Annotated in this window: 13 protein-coding genes; 5 read left to right on the top strand and 8 right to left on the bottom strand. The window is 70.6% G+C overall.

What is annotated here, in order from left to right:
* Positions 1–84 precede the first annotated feature (84 nt).
* The 3 genes from OG787_RS22840 to OG787_RS22830 are packed head-to-tail and all read right to left on the bottom strand — an operon-like array spanning position 85 to position 3518.
* A complete protein-coding gene (locus OG787_RS22840) occupies positions 85–1485 on the bottom strand; it encodes a class I adenylate-forming enzyme family protein (protein WP_405536219.1) in 1401 nt (466 codons plus the stop codon).
* Positions 1486–1491: 6 nt separating this feature from the next.
* Positions 1492–2703 (bottom strand): 3-dehydroquinate synthase II family protein, encoded by a 1212-nt coding sequence (locus tag OG787_RS22835; protein WP_369030186.1) that lies wholly within the window; start codon positions 2701–2703, stop codon positions 1492–1494.
* On the bottom strand, positions 2700–3518 hold the full coding sequence (locus OG787_RS22830; RefSeq protein WP_369030187.1) for a 2-amino-3,7-dideoxy-D-threo-hept-6-ulosonate synthase: 819 nt from the start codon (positions 3516–3518) through the stop codon (positions 2700–2702). The genes OG787_RS22835 and OG787_RS22830 overlap by 4 nt, the downstream gene beginning before the upstream one ends.
* A 244-nt stretch (positions 3519–3762) precedes the next feature.
* Here OG787_RS22830 and OG787_RS22825 point away from each other — a divergent pair, with 244 nt between their 5' ends.
* Entirely contained in the window at positions 3763–5085 is a 1323-nt protein-coding gene (locus OG787_RS22825; RefSeq protein WP_405536218.1) for an MFS transporter, read from the top strand.
* Positions 5086–5206: 121 nt separating this feature from the next.
* On the opposite strand, the gene OG787_RS22820 is transcribed toward OG787_RS22825, so the two are convergent.
* The 3 genes from OG787_RS22820 to OG787_RS22810 all read right to left on the bottom strand — a co-directional run bounded on the left by OG787_RS22820 (position 5207) and on the right by OG787_RS22810 (position 7599).
* The gene (locus OG787_RS22820) at positions 5207–6133 is read right to left on the bottom strand and encodes an RNA polymerase sigma-70 factor (RefSeq protein ID WP_405536217.1); all 927 of its coding nucleotides are present in this window, start codon (positions 6131–6133) and stop codon (positions 5207–5209) included.
* A 56-nt stretch (positions 6134–6189) separates the two neighbouring features.
* The gene (locus tag OG787_RS22815; protein WP_405536216.1) at positions 6190–7371 is read right to left on the bottom strand and encodes an NAD(P)/FAD-dependent oxidoreductase; all 1182 of its coding nucleotides are present in this window, start codon (positions 7369–7371) and stop codon (positions 6190–6192) included.
* 105 nt (positions 7372–7476) lie between these two features.
* Complete coding sequence (locus tag OG787_RS22810) at positions 7477–7599, bottom strand: hypothetical protein (RefSeq protein ID WP_268828177.1); 123 nt, start codon at positions 7597–7599, stop codon at positions 7477–7479.
* Between the two features lie 342 nt (positions 7600–7941).
* Here OG787_RS22810 and OG787_RS22805 point away from each other — a divergent pair, with 342 nt between their 5' ends.
* From OG787_RS22805 to OG787_RS22795, 3 genes are all read left to right on the top strand, one after another.
* Positions 7942–11325 carry a S8 family serine peptidase gene (locus tag OG787_RS22805; protein WP_405536215.1) on the top strand — a complete coding sequence of 1128 codons (3384 nt, stop codon included), beginning with the start codon at positions 7942–7944 and terminating at the stop codon, positions 11323–11325.
* Positions 11326–11525: 200 nt separating this feature from the next.
* The gene (locus tag OG787_RS22800; protein WP_405536214.1) at positions 11526–13784 is read left to right on the top strand and encodes a hypothetical protein; all 2259 of its coding nucleotides are present in this window, start codon (positions 11526–11528) and stop codon (positions 13782–13784) included.
* 33 nt (positions 13785–13817) lie between these two features.
* A complete protein-coding gene (locus OG787_RS22795) occupies positions 13818–14237 on the top strand; it encodes a hypothetical protein (protein ID WP_405536213.1) in 420 nt (139 codons plus the stop codon).
* Positions 14238–14297: 60 nt separating this feature from the next.
* Here OG787_RS22795 and OG787_RS22790 read toward each other — a convergent pair whose 3' ends face one another.
* On the bottom strand, positions 14298–15770 hold the full coding sequence (locus OG787_RS22790; RefSeq protein WP_405536212.1) for an FAD-binding protein: 1473 nt from the start codon (positions 15768–15770) through the stop codon (positions 14298–14300).
* A 223-nt stretch (positions 15771–15993) separates the two neighbouring features.
* Here OG787_RS22790 and OG787_RS22785 point away from each other — a divergent pair, with 223 nt between their 5' ends.
* Complete coding sequence (locus tag OG787_RS22785; RefSeq protein WP_405536211.1) at positions 15994–17049, top strand: formylglycine-generating enzyme family protein; 1056 nt, start codon at positions 15994–15996, stop codon at positions 17047–17049.
* 3 nt (positions 17050–17052) lie between these two features.
* Here the strand turns inward: OG787_RS22785 and OG787_RS22780 are convergent, their stop codons facing one another.
* A complete protein-coding gene (locus OG787_RS22780; RefSeq protein ID WP_405536210.1) occupies positions 17053–17532 on the bottom strand; it encodes a DUF5707 domain-containing protein in 480 nt (159 codons plus the stop codon).
* Positions 17533–17701: the final 169 nt, after the last annotated feature.

The raw sequence follows: 17701 nt of genomic DNA, 5'->3' as shown, positions 1-17701 counted from the left end.
GGGGCTGTGACATTTGCGGCTCCGCCGCGGGGCGCGACAAGCCACAACGGGCCGGCAGTCAACCGACGACCGCAACAAGCGGCCCTACCCGGCGGAACGCAAAGCCGCGGCCTGCCGCACCAACTTCCCGTTGGAAGTACGAGGCAGCGAATCCAGCACCCGCACAACCCGAGGCACCTTGAAATCAGCCACCCGCTCCCGACACCACCGCACCAACTCCTCGGCGGAAGGCCGTTCGAAACCCGCCCGCAGCGCGACATACGCCTCGGTCACGCCCTCGTGAACCAGCACCGCCTGCTCAACGGCAGGATGTTCGCGGAGTACGTTCTCCACCTCGGTCAGATCCACTTTGAGCCCGCCGATGACGACGAGGGAGTCGGCCCGCCCCCGCACGAACACCGCGCCGGCCACGTCGACCTCGGCCCGGTCCCGGGTGTGCAGCCACCCGTCGGCGTACTGCGTACCGCCCGAGTCGAAGAGGTACGGCGACTCGTCGAGGGCGACGTCGAGTTCGCCCCGTTCGACACGCACCACCACACCGGGAGCCGCCCGGCCGACGGACGGCCGCAGCGTGCCACCGACGTCGATGGCGACGATGCCGGTCTCCGTGGTCCCGTACGCCTCACCCACCCCCACGCCGTACCGCCGCGCGAACTCCGCCGCGACCTGCGGGGGCATGATCTCGCCGCCCGACACCGCGACCCGCAGGTCGGGGAGGGCGCCGGGATCGGTGGCGGCGGCGAGGAGTTCGTAGTGCGTGGGGACGCCGAACACGGCGGTGATCCGGTGTTCGCGCGCGGTCCGTAGGATGTCGCGGGCGGAGACGCGGGGCGCGAAGACGACGGAGACACCGGAGGCGAGGGAGTACAGCAGACCGCCGATCAGACCGAAGCTGTGCGCGGTCGAACTGAGCAGCAGCAGCCGGTCGCCCTTGACCGGCATCCCCGGGACCCCGGCGAACCGGTCCACCTCGGTGGCGAGCGAACGGGCCGTCCTGCCGATGACTTTCGGACGTCCGGTGGAGCCGGAGCTGAACTGGACGAGCCGGTGCCCGGTGGTGGCCGGGAGGCCGGTTCGGCGCCGCTCGGTGAGCACCTCGTACTCGGACCGGAAACCGAACGTGGCCCGGACGTTGGACCCGGCGCTGACCATGAACTGCGGCCGGCAGGAGCCGCACAGCGCGGCCACCTCGGGCGGTTTGAGCCGGAAGTCGAAGAGCAGCACCTGCGCGCCGAGCCGCCACAGGGCGAGCAGCACCTCGATCTGCGTGAAACTGGGCGGAGTCCGCAGTCCGACAGTGGAGCCGGGCCCGATGCCGTACCCGGCGAAGACGGCGGCCTGCTTGCTCACCCGCTCGCGTAACTCGCCCCGGGTGACCGTCTCCTGTTGGTGTGTCAGATACGGCAGCCGGTCGTCGTGCGCGTCGAACAGCCGCCGCACCAGCGCGGCCAGATCTGATGCGAGATCTGATTCGAGTTCGCCCATCGAACCTCAGACCTCCTTGCAGAACTCGCCGATGGGCAGCCCCACATGGCGCTTGTCGGCGGCCAGATAGCCGAGCAACTCGTCCCCGGTCCGCAGCTCGGTGACGTTGAGGACCTTCCCGCCCGGGCCGAGCACCCGTACATGCCAGTCGTCCTGCACGGTCAGGCTGACCAGCCGGCCGTCCTCGGCATGGGTACGGATCTCCAGCAAGGGCCGGGATTCGAGCTTCGCCCGCCCGACGACGACCCGCCGGGTACGCCCGTCGGCGCCGACGGCGAGCAACGCGCTGCCCGAGCCGACCTCGCTGAGGTAGTTCGTACGGTTGTCAGGGCCGAGCGTGTACGAGTGCAGGGCACCGGCGTTGACGCGGAACGGCCTGGTCGGCATGTACGGAAGCGGGTGGGTCTCGCTACAGCACAGCACGAACCCGGAGGAGTAGGAGCCGACGAGGATGCCCTCGTCCTCCTCGAAGTGCGAGCAGGTGTCGACGCAGACCCGGTCGCCGAGTCCGACGTGCCGGATGCTCTCCACGGTCAGCGTGGACAGCTCCAGTTGGGGCGTCGTCGCCTCCAACAGCCGGGCCAGCGCGAACACTTCGTCGGCGCTGCGGGGCGTGAAGAGGATGCCGTCCGAGCCGCGCTCCAGCACGTCGAAGACGATCGCCGCCTCCTCCAGACCGTCGACGACCGTCACCAGCTTGCCCTCGGCGGACTCGGCCGCCGCGAGCACGATCTCCAGCGGGATCTTGGTCGGATCGGCGAAGTGGATCACCGTGTACGGCAGCACCATCGCGCCCGCGCAGGACAGTTGGAGGGTGCGGTCGTCCCGTACGTCGATGAAGCCGGAGACCTGCCTGTCGGTGGAGGCGCGGTGATCGGAGGCGAGGGCGTCCAGCTCGTCCTGGGTGGAGAACTTCCGCAGGAGCACGTCGATTCCGGCGCCGGACGGCGAAGTACCGCTCCCGGAGGGGGACTTGGCCTCCTTGTCCCCGGCCTTCGCCTCCTTCACCTCCTTCGACTCCTTGTCGCCGAGCTTCTTCACCGTCGCAGGCGCAGGCCCTCCTGGGACCAGCACCCGCGTGACAGTCGGCGGCAAGGTCCCGAGCAACTCCGCGTCGGAGGCGACAACTCCCGCCATCCGGGCGTGGATTGCCGCGTCCACCACCGCCTGGAGCTGCGGACGGGGAACCTCACGCAGGTCGATCCATGCGAACCTCATGCCACTCCTGCCACGATCGTCGAGTAATTAGTCATGCGCATGTCACCAGGGAGTCCGTCGTTGCCGTGCACGACCGCCGACAGCCGGGACACCAGTGCGGCAGGCGTGGGGGAGGAGAAGATCCGGCGCCCGATCGCCAGCCCCCGGCAGCCCGTCGCCATCACTGCGGTGCCGTACTCGACGAGGTCGGAGCCGTCCGGGGGACCGCCGGCCGCGAGGACGGGAATCGGGCTGTTGGCGACGACCTCGGCCATCCGCTCGATCGGCAGGGCGACGGACGTCTTCACCATGTCCGCGCCCAGGTCGGCGGCGACATTGGCCAGATGGGCGAGAAGGGCGGGATCGCGCGGGTCCTCGATCCGGGGGCCGCGCGGATACACCATCGCGATGAGCGGCATGCCCCACGCGTCGCAGGACCGGGCCACCGCCCCCAGGTCGGCCAGCTGCTGGGCCTCGGTGTCCGAGCCGATGTTCACATGGACGCTGACCGCGTCCGCGCCGAGGGTCAGCGCCTCCTCGACGTCGGCGACCAGCACCTTGGCGTGGACGTCGGCGGAGCAGGCGGTGCTGGCGCTCAGATGCACCACGAGCGCGCAGCTCCTCAGGATGTCCGGGGAGAAGGAGCGGGCGCGTCCCTTGTGGACGATGATCCCGTCGGCGCCGCCGGCCACCAGGGCCCGCAGCAGGTCGTCCCATTTGTCGGCGGGGACGATTGGACCGTCCGAAACGCTGTGGTCGAGAGGTATGAGCAGATGGCGGTCGTCACCCGCGAGCGAAAGTCTTCTCAAGCGTAATTGCTTGCCCGTTTTCAGCATGGGAATTGCGATTCTCCGTGTCCGAAAATCGATGGTTGTAGAACTTTCAAGTTATGCGGACACGAGCATTCTCGTGTGACTGCTGGTTGGCAAGGTGTAACCGTCGGTAAATTTTTATACGGCCAACAGTATGAATATTGACAGCCAATTGACAGGAATCGTTTCTTGTCGAAATTCAATATCGATGATTAGGGTGACTCCCCTCCCCAATCAGGACCACCTCAGGACCTGGAAGTGACCCCCCATGCCTGAATTACCGACAATGACCGTTTCCCCACAACGGTCGGAAAAGACCGAGGCGCCGAAAGTCGCCGTCGCGAGTCTCGTCGGCACGACGATCGAGTACTACGACTTCGCCGTGTACGGCACCGCCTCCGCACTCGTCCTCGGCCCCGCCTTCTTCCCCTCCGGCAACGCGACCCTCTCGTCCCTGGCCGCGTTCCTCACCTTCTCCGCCGCCTTCCTCTCCCGCCCCCTCGGCGTCGTCCTGTTCGGCACGATCGGTGACCGGCTCGGCCGAAGACAGGCCCTGGTCGTCTCCCTGCTGCTGATGGGCGTGGCCACGGTCGGCGTGGGTCTGCTGCCCACGTACGAGACCGCCGGACTCCTCGCCCCCGTACTGCTGGTGACACTCCGTCTGCTCCAGGGCGTCAGCATGGGCGGCGAGTGGGGCGGGGCGGTGCTGCTCGCCGCCGAACACGCGCCACCGGGCCGCCGCGCGCTCTACGCGTCGATCCCGAACATCGGCCCCTCGCTCGGCTTCCTGCTCTCCACCGCGGTCATCCTGCCCACCATGAACATCGTGGGCATGGAGGGCTTCACCGACTGGGCCTGGCGCATCCCGTTCCTGCTCAGCACCGTGCTCGTCGTGGTCGGCCTGTGGGTGCGGGCGACGGTCTCCGAGTCCCCGGTCTTCAAGGCCAGGACACACACGCCTCAGCCGGAGTCGGCGCCCCGCTTCCCGCTGGGCACGCTCGTCAAGCAGTACCCCGGCCGGCTGCTGCTCGGTACCGGCGCCGCGATCGGCGGCTCGGCCGTCTACTACCTGACGATCGTCTACAGCCTTTCGTACGGTCCACAGGAACTCGGCATCCCCCGGAACACGATGCTGACGGCGGCGAGCATCGGCGCGGCGGCCGGAATCGCGATCACCCTCCCGGTGGCCAGGCTGTCCGACCGGATCGGCCGCCGCCCGCTGATGCTGGCCGGGGCCGCCGGCTGCGTGGTGTGGGCGATACCCATGTACGCCTCGCTCAGCTCACGCAACGGCCTGGTGATCACCGGCGCCTACACGGTCGGCCTGATGTTCCTCGCGCTGATGTTCTCCCCGGTGGCGGCCTTCCTCCCGGAACTGTTCCCGGCCCGGATGCGCTATACCGGCGCCTCCGCCGCGTTCATCCTGGCCAACACCCTCGGCGGCGGCTTCGCCCCGTCGGTCGCCACCTGGCTGAACAGCCACTGGGCGTCCCCGCTGGTCCTCGGCTTCTACACCGGAGGCCTCTGCCTGGTGAGCCTCCTGTGTCTGCTGGCGCTGCCGGAGACCCGGGAGCACGAGTTCGACGCCTGAGGCAGACAGGGGGCCAGGAGCCAGAAGTCCCGGGCTCCTGACCCCCTGACCCCCTGTCCCCTGTCCCCTGGCCTCCTGCCCCTTGTCTCCTGTCGTCTCAGCTCTCGTCTCAGCTCTCGGCTCAGCGGGAGGTGAGAGAGGTCTCGGACTCGACGCGGGTGAGCTTCTCCGGGTTGCGGACGTAGTACAGACCCGTGATCCGGTCGTCCTCCATCCGGACGGCCAGTACGCCGTCGATCACACCGTCCACGCGCAGGACGAGCCCGGGGTTGCCGTTGACCGTCGTGGGCTCACCGGTGAGGGTGCCGCCGGCCTTGCCCGCGCTGCCCGCCATGTATCGGAGCACCTTGTCGACGCCGACGACCGGCTTCAGGGCCGCCATCCTGAGCCCGCCGCCGTCGCTGACGAAGACGACGTCCGGGGCGAGCACGTCGAGCAGCCCCTGGAGGTCCCCGGTAGCGAGCGCCCGCTGGAACGAGTCGAGCGCCGCCCGGGTCTCCTCCGGGGAGACGGGTGTGCGCGGCCGGCGGGCGTCGACGTGCTTGCGGGCGCGGTAGGCCATCTGGCGTGTCGCGGAGGGGGACTTGTCGATCACGGCCGCGATGTCCTCGTAGCCGAAGTCGAAGACCTCGTGCAGGACGAAGACGGCGCGCTCGGTCGGCGAGAGGGTTTCGAGGACGAACATCAGGGCGAGCGACAGGCTCTCGGACAGGACGATGTCCTCGGCCACGTCCGGCGCGGTGAGCAGCGGCTCGGGCAGCCAGGGTCCGACGTAGGACTCCTTGCGCCGTTTCAGGGTGCGCAGCCGGTTGAGTGCCTGCCGGGTCGTGATCCGCACCAGGTACGCGCGCGGGTCGCGCACCTCCGCCAGCTCGACCTCGGCCCAGCGCAGCCAGGCCTCCTGGAGGACGTCCTCGGCGTCCGCCGCCGAGCCGAGCATCTCGTAGGCGACGGTGAACAGCAGGTCCCGATGGGCGACGAAGGCCTCGGTCGCGGGGTCGATGACCGGGCCGGGGTCGGGGACAGGGCCGGTGACGTGGTCGTCCATGTCGTGCGCTTACCTCTCTCGCGGTCGATCCCCCATACCGGACGGACAGCCAGACCCTAGGCCGCGGGCCGGGCGTCGGACGGTGTCGTACGGCCGGTGGTGTCGCCGGGGGACACGTGGGCCGGGCGCGAACTTGCCTTGCGTGCCCCGGACACCAGCTTGTTGAGGGTGAAGCGGCAGGCGATCTCCTTGACGCCGGCACCGGTCCGCCCGCTGATACTGAGCGCGTTCACCTTGTCGTTCGGGTACGAGAACTGGGTGACGCCCTCCTTCCGGCCGAGGCTGAGGCACTGCCCGGCGAAGAACATCCGGACCGGAGCGGGCGCCTTCCCCGCGATCCGGCGCAGGATCGTGTCGGCGGCGGCCGGGCCCAGCTGTACGGCGGCCTGGCAGCTCATCCGGAACGGGTGGTCCGGCATCACCCCCGCGTCCCCGGCGGCGACGATGCGCTCGTCGTCCACGCTGGTCAGCGTCGTGTCGGTGAGCAGCCGGCCCGCGGAGTCGGTGCGCAGCCCGCTGCGGGCGGCCAGGTCCGGGACCCGGAAGCCCGCCGTCCAGATCGTCACCGCGCCGGGCACCTCGCGGCCGTCGCCCAGTCGTACGCCCTCGCCCGTCACCTCCGTCACCTGTGCGCCGGGGCCTTCGAGGACGGTCACACCGAGCCGGGCGAGCCGGCGGGCGACCGGGCGGCGGACCCGGGCGTGCAGGGAGGGGCCGAGCACGCTGCCGCAGACCAGGGTGACCTTGCGGCCCGTCTCCGCCAGCTCGGCGGCGGTCTCCAGACCGGTCGGACCGGCCCCGACCACGGTCACCGAAGCCGAAGCGGGCGCAGCGTCGAGCGCCGACCGGAGTCGTTCGGCGCCCTCGAGGTCGGACACCCAGTGGGCGAACTCCGCGGCTCCGGGCACACCGGGATCGGCGGCGCCGCTGCCCACCGCGTAGACGAGGTAGTCGTACGAGAGCGTGTCACCGCCCGCCAGCTCCACCCGGCGCTCGGCGGCGTCGATCCGGGTCGCGCTGTCGACCACCAGCCGCACGTTCCCGCCCAGCACCTCGCCGAAGCCCTCGACCGCGTCGTCGGAGCCGGTCACGAGCTGGTGCAGCCGGATCCGCGAGACGAACTCGGGCCGCGGATTGACCAGGGTCACCGACACACCGTCGCGCCGAGCCAGACGGTTGGCGGCCGTCACACCTCCGTACCCTCCGCCGACCACGACCACCTCGACGTTCTTGTCCATGATGTCTCCCTAGTGCTGTCGCCCCCGTCGGCATGGAGACACCGCAGCCTCCTCCGGCGTAACAACCCACGGATGAGACGTGGCCCACACCGCAGGTGGCGCAGGTCAGTGGGCGGGGAGGCCCGCGGAGGCGAGCCACTGGGTGGCGATCAGCGCGGCCACGGCCAGCGCCGTGACCCACGCCAGGTGCCGGTTCGTCCGCGGCCCGTGCAGTGGTGCCTTCGTCATGTCCTACTCCCTCGCGGCTCGTGTCACCCCGCGCATCTGCCCGGGTCCCGGCAGCCCAATCTGCTGCCTCGGAGGGCACCGCCGCCTCGGCCGAACGGCCGGAACCCACGGACCGAAACCCCCTCTGTACTGGCCGAACGGTGGAGGCGGAGGTTCCACGGCGGGCGGGAGACTGATCTCTCGTCAGAAACGCGTCGGATCTTTTTCCAACCCGGCGCCACCCCCGTCCGTCTCTAGGCGCGAGTCGTCCGGCGTTCGCGGGACGGCTTCCTTCCGAAGCCTTCCGATTCCGAAGTGTCAGGAGTTCAGGTGGAGTTACGCGCAAGACCAAGGCGTGCGGTCGTGGCGGCGGGGGTCGCCTCCACGGCCCTTCTGCTGGCCGGTGTGCCGGGTGCGGAAGCCCAGGACGCCGGCGGCGCCGGCACGGTCAGTACGGCGGAGGCGGGTGTCGGCAAGGCGGCCGGTTCGGCCGAGGCCGTGAAGACAGTCACCCTCGTCACCGGTGACCAGGTCATGGTGGACGGTGCCGGAACGGTCACCGGGGTGGTGCGTGCGGAGGGCCGGGAGCGGGTGCCGTTCTCCGTCCGGGAGGTCGACGGACACACCCGGGTGGTGCCCGGTGACGCCGAACTGCTGCTGGCGCAGGGCAAGTTGGACGCCCGCCTGTTCGACGTGACCCAGCTGGTCGCCGACGGGTACGACGACGCGGGCCGTACCGACGTACCGCTGATCGTCACGTTCAAGGGCAAGAAGGCGCCCTCGATGTCCCCGTTCACGGGAGCCGGGGCGAGGATCGGCCGGGCGCTTCCGGTGGTCAACGGCAAGGCGATGCGGCCGGCGAAGAAGCGCGCCACCGAGTTCTGGAACGCCGTCGCCGGTGACCAGGCGGAGGGAACGGCGGAGTTCACCGCCCCCACCGCCGTGGAGAAGGTGTGGCTCGACGGGCGGCGCAAGGCCAGCCTCGACAAGAGCGTCCCGCAGATCGGCGCGCCGACCGCCTGGGCCGCCGGGTTCGACGGCACCGGCACCAAGGTCGCCGTGCTGGACACCGGCGTCGACAAGACCCACGCCGACCTCTCCGACCAGGTGATCGCCGAGCAGGATTTCACCGGTTCCGAGTCCGGCCCCGCCGACAGGTTCGGCCACGGCACGCACGTGGCGTCCATCACGGCCGGTACTGGCGCGAAGGACGGCGGCAAGTACAAGGGCGTCGCCCCGGGCGCGAAGATCCTCAACGGCAAGGTCCTCGACGACGACGGAGGCGGCTACGACTCCGGGATCATCGCGGGCATGGAGTGGGCGGTGGCGCAGGGCGCCGACGTCGTCAACCTCAGCCTCGGCGGCACGGACATGCCGGGCATCGACCCGATGGAGGAGGCGGTCAACCGGCTCTCCGCCGAGTCCGACTCGCTCTTCGTCATCGCGGCGGGCAACGAGGGCGAGTTCGGTGAGAGCACCGTCGGTTCGCCGGGCAGTGCGGACGCCGCGCTCACCGTGGGTGCCGTCGACAAGGCCGACGCGCTCGCCGACTTCTCCAGCCGTGGCCCGCGCGTGGGTGACGGCGGGGTCAAGCCCGACCTGACCGCGCCCGGTGCCGCCATCACGGCCGCCGCTGCCGCCGGCAGCAAGCTGGAGGAGTTCTACCCCTCCGACATACCCGGCTACCTCACCCTCGACGGCACCTCCATGGCGACCCCGCATGTCGCGGGCGCCGCCGCGATCCTCGCCCAGCAGCACCCCGACTGGAGCGGCGAGCGCATCAAGGCGGTCCTCACCGGTTCGGCCGAGCCGGGCGCGTACAGCTCCTTCCAGCAGGGCACCGGCCGTACGGATCTGGTGCGGGCGCTGGAGCAGAGCGTCGTCACCGAGCAGCAGCCGCTCGACTTCGGTCTCCAGCAGTGGCCGCACGGCGACGACGCTCCGGCGACCAAGGAGGTGACGTACCGCAACCTCGGTACGGAGCCGGTCACCCTGGACCTCTCCGTCGACGCCCTCTCGGTGGACGGCAAGCCCGCCGCCGAGGGCATGTTCGAGGTCTCACCGAAGCGGCTCACCGTCCCGGCGGGCGGCGAGGCGAGCGCCTCCGTCACCGCCGACACCCGTGCGGGCACCACCGACGGCTCCTTCGGCGGCTCGGTGCAGGCCGTGTCCGCCGACGGGAAGGTCCAGGTGCGGACCGCTGTCGGCGTGGAGCGCGAGGTCGAGTCGTACGACCTGACGATCAAGCACCTCGACGAGAACGGCGAGCCGATCGGCGACGCCGCCACCTCGATCAGCGCCATCCACAGCGACTTCTACGCCGACCTCGCCGACGAGCAGGACGGCGAGCTGACCGTACGGGTGCCCAAGGGCGTCTACACGCTGAACGGGGTGATCCATCCCTCCTACGAATCCGCCGAGCACGCCATCCTGGTCCAGCCGATGATGACCCTGGACAAGGACACCACCGTCACCATCGACGCCCGGCAGACGCGGCCGGTGAAGGTCACCGTCCCCGACGCGGCGGCCGAGAACACCGAGGCCACGGTCCTCTTCAGCTACGACCGGGGCGGTGACCTGGGCGCGGCCACCATGGAGTACCTCCTGCCGACCTTCGAGGGCACCACGTTCGGACAGCTCGGACCCGAGCCGACCGCCGACGGCACGTTCGCCGTGTACGCCGGTGACTGGACCCGAGAGGACGACGAGGGCCGGCCCGTCACCTACCACCTGGCCTGGAACCGCACCGGCAGGCTGGACGGCTTCGCCGCCACCGTCGAGCAGAACCAGCTCGCCAAGGTCGACCTCCAGGCGGGCGTCCCCGTCGGCGGCAGGGGCGTCCAGATCGAGGTGACGCCGCACACACCCGACGGCGACCTGATCTTCGGCGCCTCCGACCTGCGGGGCGACCTGCCGATGAGCACCACCGACTACGTCCTCGACAACGACGTCAAGTGGTCCTTCCGGATGTGGCAGATGTTCGGCGAGGACCGCGACAGGCACTCCGAGACCTTCCTGATGCGGATGCCGAGAAACTGGGCGGCCGGACGGAGCTACACCGAGCGGTTCAACGTCGGCGTCTTCGGCCCGGTCCTGCCCGCCGCGGGCGACCTCGGACCGGAGCGCGGACTGCCCGGCATCGTGCGGTACGGGAACACCATCAGGGCCTTCCTGCCGCAGTTCGGCGACGGCTCCGGCCACTGGGGCCTCAGCGACTACACCTCGGTGTCGAGCTCGCTCCAGGCGGACGGCAAGGAGATCCCCGACGACTACGGCTACTCGCCGATCGACCTCACCGAATACACGGTTCCCGCCAAGGACAGCGCGTACAAGCTGACCGTGGACGCCTCACGTGATCCGGCGGTGTATCCGGTCAGCACCCGCGTCCGGACGGAGTGGACCTTCCGCTCCGCCACCACTCCCGAGGACGAGAACACCGGGCTGCCGCTGTCGGTGGTCCGCTTCTCGCCCGACCTGAGCCTGTCCAGCACGGCGAAGGCGGGCAAGCGGTTCTCGGTGCCCTTCACCGTCGAGGGAGCGGCGGCCGGTCAGCGGCCCGCCAAGCTCGCCTTCGAGGTCTCGTACGACGACGGCGCCACCTGGCAGCACGCCAAGGCCGTCGGTACGCACCTGGCGCTGACCCACCCGGCCACGGCCGGCTCCGTCTCGCTGCGCGCCAAGCTGACCGACCGGGCCGGCAACACCCTGGTCCAGACGATCGAGCGCGCCTACCTCACAACCCTGTAACTGTCACAGAACTCTCGTTCGGGGCGGTGTCGACACCGCCCCGAACGGGGACAGCCATAGGGTGCGGCCGGGGGGCCGCGGGGGACCGGCGACAGGGGGAACGCCAGGTGTTGACGTCTCGACGGAGTGTGTCCCGGCTCAGATCGTCCTTATCCCGATCGTCCCTGCCCCGATCGTCCTTGCGCGGGCGCATCACCCTGATGTGCGCCCTTCTTCTCCTCGTGGGCAGCCCCTGGGGGCAGGACCGCGTGGAGGACCTCTACCTGGACCACTACGACGGCGCGATCACGCGCTGGCTGGTCGAGGGGGCGTTCGTCCCCAGGTGGGACTTCTCGCCCGACGCGTACATCGACTACCTCGGCCCGTCCACGCTGGTCGTGCAGGACCTCAGTGTCGTCCTGCTGCTCGTGGCGCTCGCCCGGGTGATGTCGCGGTCCCGGACCCCGGGGGTGTCCGGCTGGAGCCGCTGTCTAGTCGCGGCCGTGCTGGTGTCCGAAGCCGTGGCCCTCCTGCGCTGGTGGATGCTCGACACCTTCGTCGACGGACTGGAGCTGTCCTCCGCCGGACTGCGGACCGAACTCCTGCACGCCCCCCTCGCCTTCGGCCTGCTGGCCGGAGTCCTGCTCGCCCTTCTGACCGCCGGGCCGCCACGTGTACGGATCACAGGGCCGACCGGCGCCACCCGGGCGCCGTTCCGCCTGAGAAAGGGAGGTGTCGCCATGACGACCCCGCAGGCGCACATGCCGGTCGGGAGCATGCCGGGTGATGTCACCCGGTATCTGTGCGCCGCGGCCTACGTCGACGAGGAGTTCGCCGACCGGGTGGTGGACGGGGTGCTCGCGGACGAGGCCAGCGCCGTCGCGCCCTCGCCCGGTGTCGACCTGGTGGCGGTGGCCCACCACTGCCTGGCGGCACAGGAGATCCGCCGCCGCCGCGATCTGCGGCTGGCGGGCGCGTTCGCGGTCGTGGCGGTGCTCGCGCCGCTGTGGCTGCTGTTCAGCGCGCTGTTCCTCTCGTTCACCGCGAGCGTGGGCCGCTCCCGGCCCAGCCTCGCCACCCGGGGTCAACACCAGCCCGGCAACAGGGCGTTGGTGAGTACGGTCGTCACCGCGGCGCTGGCGGTGCCCTTCGCCTTCCCCCTCGCCGCCGCCATCGCGTCCCTGCCCGTGTCCGGGTTCATGGCCTGGCTGCTCGGCGCCTATCTGGCCGGGGTTCCGGCCGTGCTCGCCTCCGTCGGCGCGGTGGTGTTCGCGTATGTGACGGTCGTACGGCACGAACTCGGCATCGACCTGCTGCTGCGCACCACCATGACCCGTGCGGCGTTCGCCCGGCGCCGGCTGCCGGCCCTGCCGCTGAAGCAGTGGATCGTCGACCGGATGGCGGTCGTCAAGGAGGCACGGGACGGCAACGTCACCGTGTACAGCGGGTTCTCACCGTTCGTCGGCTACGCGCCGCCCGCCTCCACCTGGTCCGTCGCCGTGCCGCTCCTGCCGGCCGACGACCCGGTGGACAAGCGCCCGCGTCCCGGTGGTCCGGTTGCCTTCACCGTCGTCGAACTCGTCGCCCACGTACGCGAACACCTCCGCACGGTCGCCGCGCGCGACGGCGCCGACGGGATCGCGGACACCGCGCCGAAGGCCCCGGCGTCCCCCGAGTCCCTCGGTTCCCTCACCATCGAGGACCGGGTCTTCGTGGACGGCACGACCATCGGCGACGACGAACGGTTCATGACGACCGCCGGCCTGACACCGGCCACGCGGCTGCCGGCCGAGGCGGTCGAGGAGATCATGCTGCGTCCGACGGGCACGGTCCGCCACCATCTGGCGGTCCATGTGCCGCTGTGGGGCGGCGACGTGGTGCCGAGCGTGCTCCTGCATTTCTCGACCGAGGGCAGTACGTTGCACCTGCACTGCGGCAACCATGTGCTCGGTCCGGTCGGCGCCGTCTACCACGTCGTCGACCGGCTGCGTGACCCGCTCACCCCCGAGCGACAGCGCGGACTGCTGGCGGAGGCCCTGCACCGCACCGGCCCGGCGTTCTTCGGCGCGCCCTCCCGGGCGCTGCGCCAGGCCCGCTTCGAGACCCGGCGCACCCAGCGGATGGCGGACGAACTGACCGCCATGGAGCAGGACCCGGTCTTCGACTACGGCGCCCGGATGAGCATGCGGGAGATCGCGACGAGCCCCGTCTACCAGAACTACTTCCAGGTCGTGGACGCCGACCGGGTCACCTCGGCGGTGCAACGCCACACCCTCGCCGCGATCCGGGAGTTCCTCGACGCGCGCGGCTACGACACCACCGACTTCCGCGCCCAGCAGCAGACCATCCTCAACCAGGGCGTCATCCAGCAGGGCGGCACGAGCATCGTCGGCAACCAGGCGATCGGCACGGGGGCCAACGCGACACAGAACCTCCCGCGGCAGACCGGCCCGGCCGCCGCCGCGCCCGCCCAGAAGTAGCCACAAGTAGCCTGAGAGAGAAGGGAGTCCGCGATGAACAGCAGCACTGACGACGGCCGTCCCGTGGCGCCCCAACCGCCCGTCAACAACGGGCTGGTGATCAACGGCGGCACCCACTACGTCGGCAACCAGGCGATCGGAAACCGGGCCCAGGCCTTCTCCGGCTCGGTCGGCTTCCAGCCGCAGGACCCGGCACAGGCCGCCGCCCGTACGGCCGAACTCCTCGTGTACGTCGAGCAGTTGCTGTCCGAGCACCACGCGGCGCTGGCCGACCCCGAGGCGACCACCCGCGAACTGCGGCGCCTGCGCGAGGAACTCGACGAGGAGGAGCCGCAGCCGACGGTGCTGCGCCGCGCCCTGGACCGGCTGACCGAGTTCGTCCAGCCGGTGACCCCGCTGGTCGTCGCGGTCGGCGAACTCGCCCAGACGGTACGGGGAACCCTGGGCGCCTGACACCAACCACCGCCCGGACAGCGGCGGTTGGCGCAGTCACCCCTGGCTGCTGCTAGCGCATCAGAAGATGCCCTGGCCCGGGACCAGGACCCCTCGCGGGTCGTATCTGCGCTTCGCCTCCTTCAACCGCGGCCAGGCCGCGCCGAAGTGGGCCCGCCAGTCGGCGCGGGTGAAGGGGATGCTGCCGACCGGGTACTGGGTGCCGCCCGCCGCCGCGACGGCCTCGTAGGCGGCGCGGTTGGCGGCCAGGAGGCGGTCGACGGTGGCGGTGTCGGCCGGCGGGGTGGCCCGCAGGATCGCGAAGAGGTGCGTCAACTCGTCGTCGGCGGTGGGCAGGAGCGTGGTGGCGAGGCGGTCGCTGGGGATCGGGTAGGTGAGGACGAGACCCGCGCCCACGTCGGCCGGGGTGAGGTCGGCCAGCTCCGCCGCGAGGAGCGAGCCGGCGGACTCACCGGGGAGCAGCAGGTTGAGCCACGGGTGGGCGTACGCCCAGATGCCGGCCTCCTTCAGGATGGCGACGACGGGGGCCAGCCGGTCGATGAAGTCGTAGTAGGCGAGGTCGGAGACCTGGACGCCGGCCGCGTCGTGGCGCAGGCCGCGCAGCAGGACGGCGTCGTCGGGAGCGGGGCCGACCGGCGGGCCGTAGGCCACGGCCTCCAGGGTGGGGACGCTGAACTTCCCGTCGGCGTCCGCCGAGATCTGGCCCTCGACGTAGTCGAAGCGGCCGTCCCGGACGAGGGTGCGCTGGTCGTCGAGGAAGGTCTCCAGGTCGTCGTACGGCAGCAGATAGTGCCGTACGGTCTCGGGCGCGGGCACCAGCCGGAGGGTGGCGCCGACGATCACGGCGACCTGGCCGAGGCCGGCGAGGACGGCGTGGAACAGGTCGGGGCGGCGGGTCGGTGAGCAGCGTACGAACTCGCCGGCCCCGGTGACGACCTGGAGTTCGGTGACGTTGTCGGTCTGGGCGCCGTACCGCTGGCTCTGGCCGCCGAGACCGCCCACGGAGAGCGTGCCGCCGACGGAGAGTTCGACGTAGTCGGTGAAGACGGGCGGGGTGAGGCCGTGGACGAGCGCCGCCTTCGTGACCTCGCTCCATCTCGCGCCGGCGCCGACGGTGACGGTGGTGGCGCCCGGTGACAGGGCGCCGATGGTCGCGAGGGTCGCCGTCTCGATGACCAGACCGTCCTCGACCTGGCCCCCGCCGTTGGTGGCGTGTCCCTGGCCGCGCGGGGCGACCTTCAGCCGGTGCTCGTTGCAGAAGCGGACCATGGCGACGACGTCGTGGACCGACCCGGGGCGCAGGACGGCGCGGGGACGGCGGTGCACGATGTGGCCGTAGTCGTCGGCGGCGGCCGTGAGTGACGCCTCGTCCATGACGAGGGTCCCGTCCAGCGGTGGCAGCTGGGCCAGGTCGGGGCCGGTGGGGGAGCCGGTGGTGGCCCAGCTCCGGGTGCCGGTGGCGAAACCGGTCACCACCGCGCCGGTGACCGTGAATCCGCGCAGAACGCTACGCCGTGACGGTGTGTGGGACATGTGCGCTACACCTCGCAAACAACCTGGAATGGTCAATTCCGGATCAGTGTAAGGGAGTTCATCCATTTGGCCGCAGTATGACCGTCTTGAACAGTGTCGACTCGGTGCACGCACAGCAGGCTCTAAGCTGACTGTTACGCGCCAAAGTGTCGACAGTTAAGGGGAGTTGATGGAACATCAGCTCTGCGCAGAGACGCGCGACGTCATCACCTCAGGAGCAGTCATGGACGCGACCTCCCCCGGTATCGACAGAAGGACCCTTCTCGGCCTCCTCCCCCTCACGGGTGCGGCAGCCCTCTTGCGGCCGTCCCACGCCACCGCCACCGCCACCGCCGCCACCGCCGCCGTCACGACGGTCACGAACACGGTCGCGGGCCAGGAGCTGGCCGGTATAGCGGCCAACCCCGCCTTCGTCTTCGCCACCGACCTCGCCGGAACGGCCGGCTCGGGCGAGGCCTCGCCCATCGACGCCGGCTACTGGCTCGGTGTCCACGAGGTCACCAACGCCCAGTACCTGGAGTTCGTCACCGAGACCGGCCGGACCGCGCCCCCGTACTGGGACGGCGGCACCTACCCCGACGGCAAGGCCGACCACCCCGTACTGACGGTCTCCCTCGACTCCGCCACCGCCTACTGCGCGTGGCTCAACAGCCAGGCGGACACGGAGGGTTGGACCTTCAGGCTGCCCACCGAGGCCGAGTGGGAGTACGCCGCCTCCGGCCCCGACGCGCTCGACTACCCCTGGGGCGACACGGCCGGCACCACCTACGCCGACCTGGTGCTGACGAGCAACTACAACTACATGGCGGTCTGCGCGGCCTATGAACTCGCCGAGCACGGCGACGAGTTGGCCACCTACACCGCCACCGGCTCCGACCTGTACGGGCAGAGCTTCCCGATCTCGGAGATCCTCTCGATCGGCGGCACCGGAACCGTGGCCGGCTGGAACGTCACCGCGAGCCGCACCGGCTTCGTCTACACCGACGTCTACGACGCCCTCACCGGCACCGGCGGCTACACCACCCCGGTCACCGCCTACCCGGGCGGGACGAGCACCACCGGCCTGCTGGACCTCTGCGGCAACTGCTGGGAGTGGACCACCTCCGTCATCACCGCCACCCACGGCGGCGAGATGGGCGAGCAGGTCAACGCCATCAGGGGCGGCTCCTGGTACGCCAACCTCAACAGCTGCACCGCCGTCTACCGGGGCGAGGGTCGCGACCCGTCGGGCCGCTACCCGACCGTCGGCTTCCGCGTCGCCGCCACGGTCGGTGCGTGACGATCAGTGCGTGACGGTGACGTCGAAGGTGGCGGCACGGGGTACGAACGTCGTGCCGCCGTCCACGGCCGTCGCGAGCGCCGAGACGTACCAGGTGCCCTGGGCCAACTCGGCCGCCTCCGCCTTGGTGACGCGCAGGGTGTAGGTGCAGCGGGAGGTGTCGTCGGTGGCCTTCGTGCAGACGGCGCTGTCGACGTTCCGCAGCTCCGCCTCGGTCGGGTCGAGCTTCGAACTCGCGGGCCAGGCGATGACCTTGACGCCCTTGACGCCCGAGTCGTCGCTCACGTCGGCGGTGAAGGTGAGCGCGCCGGCCTTGCCGTCGGACGGGGCGGTGAAGCGGGCCGAGCCGTTCTCCAGGGTCGGCTCGGTCGGCGCGGAGGCGGAGGCCATGGCGAGGCCACCGGCGGCGATACCGCCGACGAGGGCGACACCGAGGAGCGAGGAGAAGAGCATGTGCTTCGAGGAGCTGGACGTCTTGAACATGGGAGATCCCCCTGAACTGGGCGGCTCGGCCGCTGTGGTTGATGTGATCGAATCTATGGCCGGGCACACCGCCCGGTCTTCGAGCGGACGGACGATCAGCGCGTGCAACCGGAGATAGAGAGACCGGGAAAGGGATCCCCCTTCAGCGGGAGCCGGGCCGCTCACCTGC

Origin of the sequence: Streptomyces sp. NBC_00075 (genome assembly GCF_045041225.1) — a bacterium.
GTDB classification, from domain to species: Bacteria; Actinomycetota; Actinomycetes; order Streptomycetales; family Streptomycetaceae; genus Streptomyces; species Streptomyces adonidis.
The sequence above is the reverse complement of the archived record's forward strand: the minus strand, read 5'-3'. Positions and strand labels throughout refer to the sequence as shown.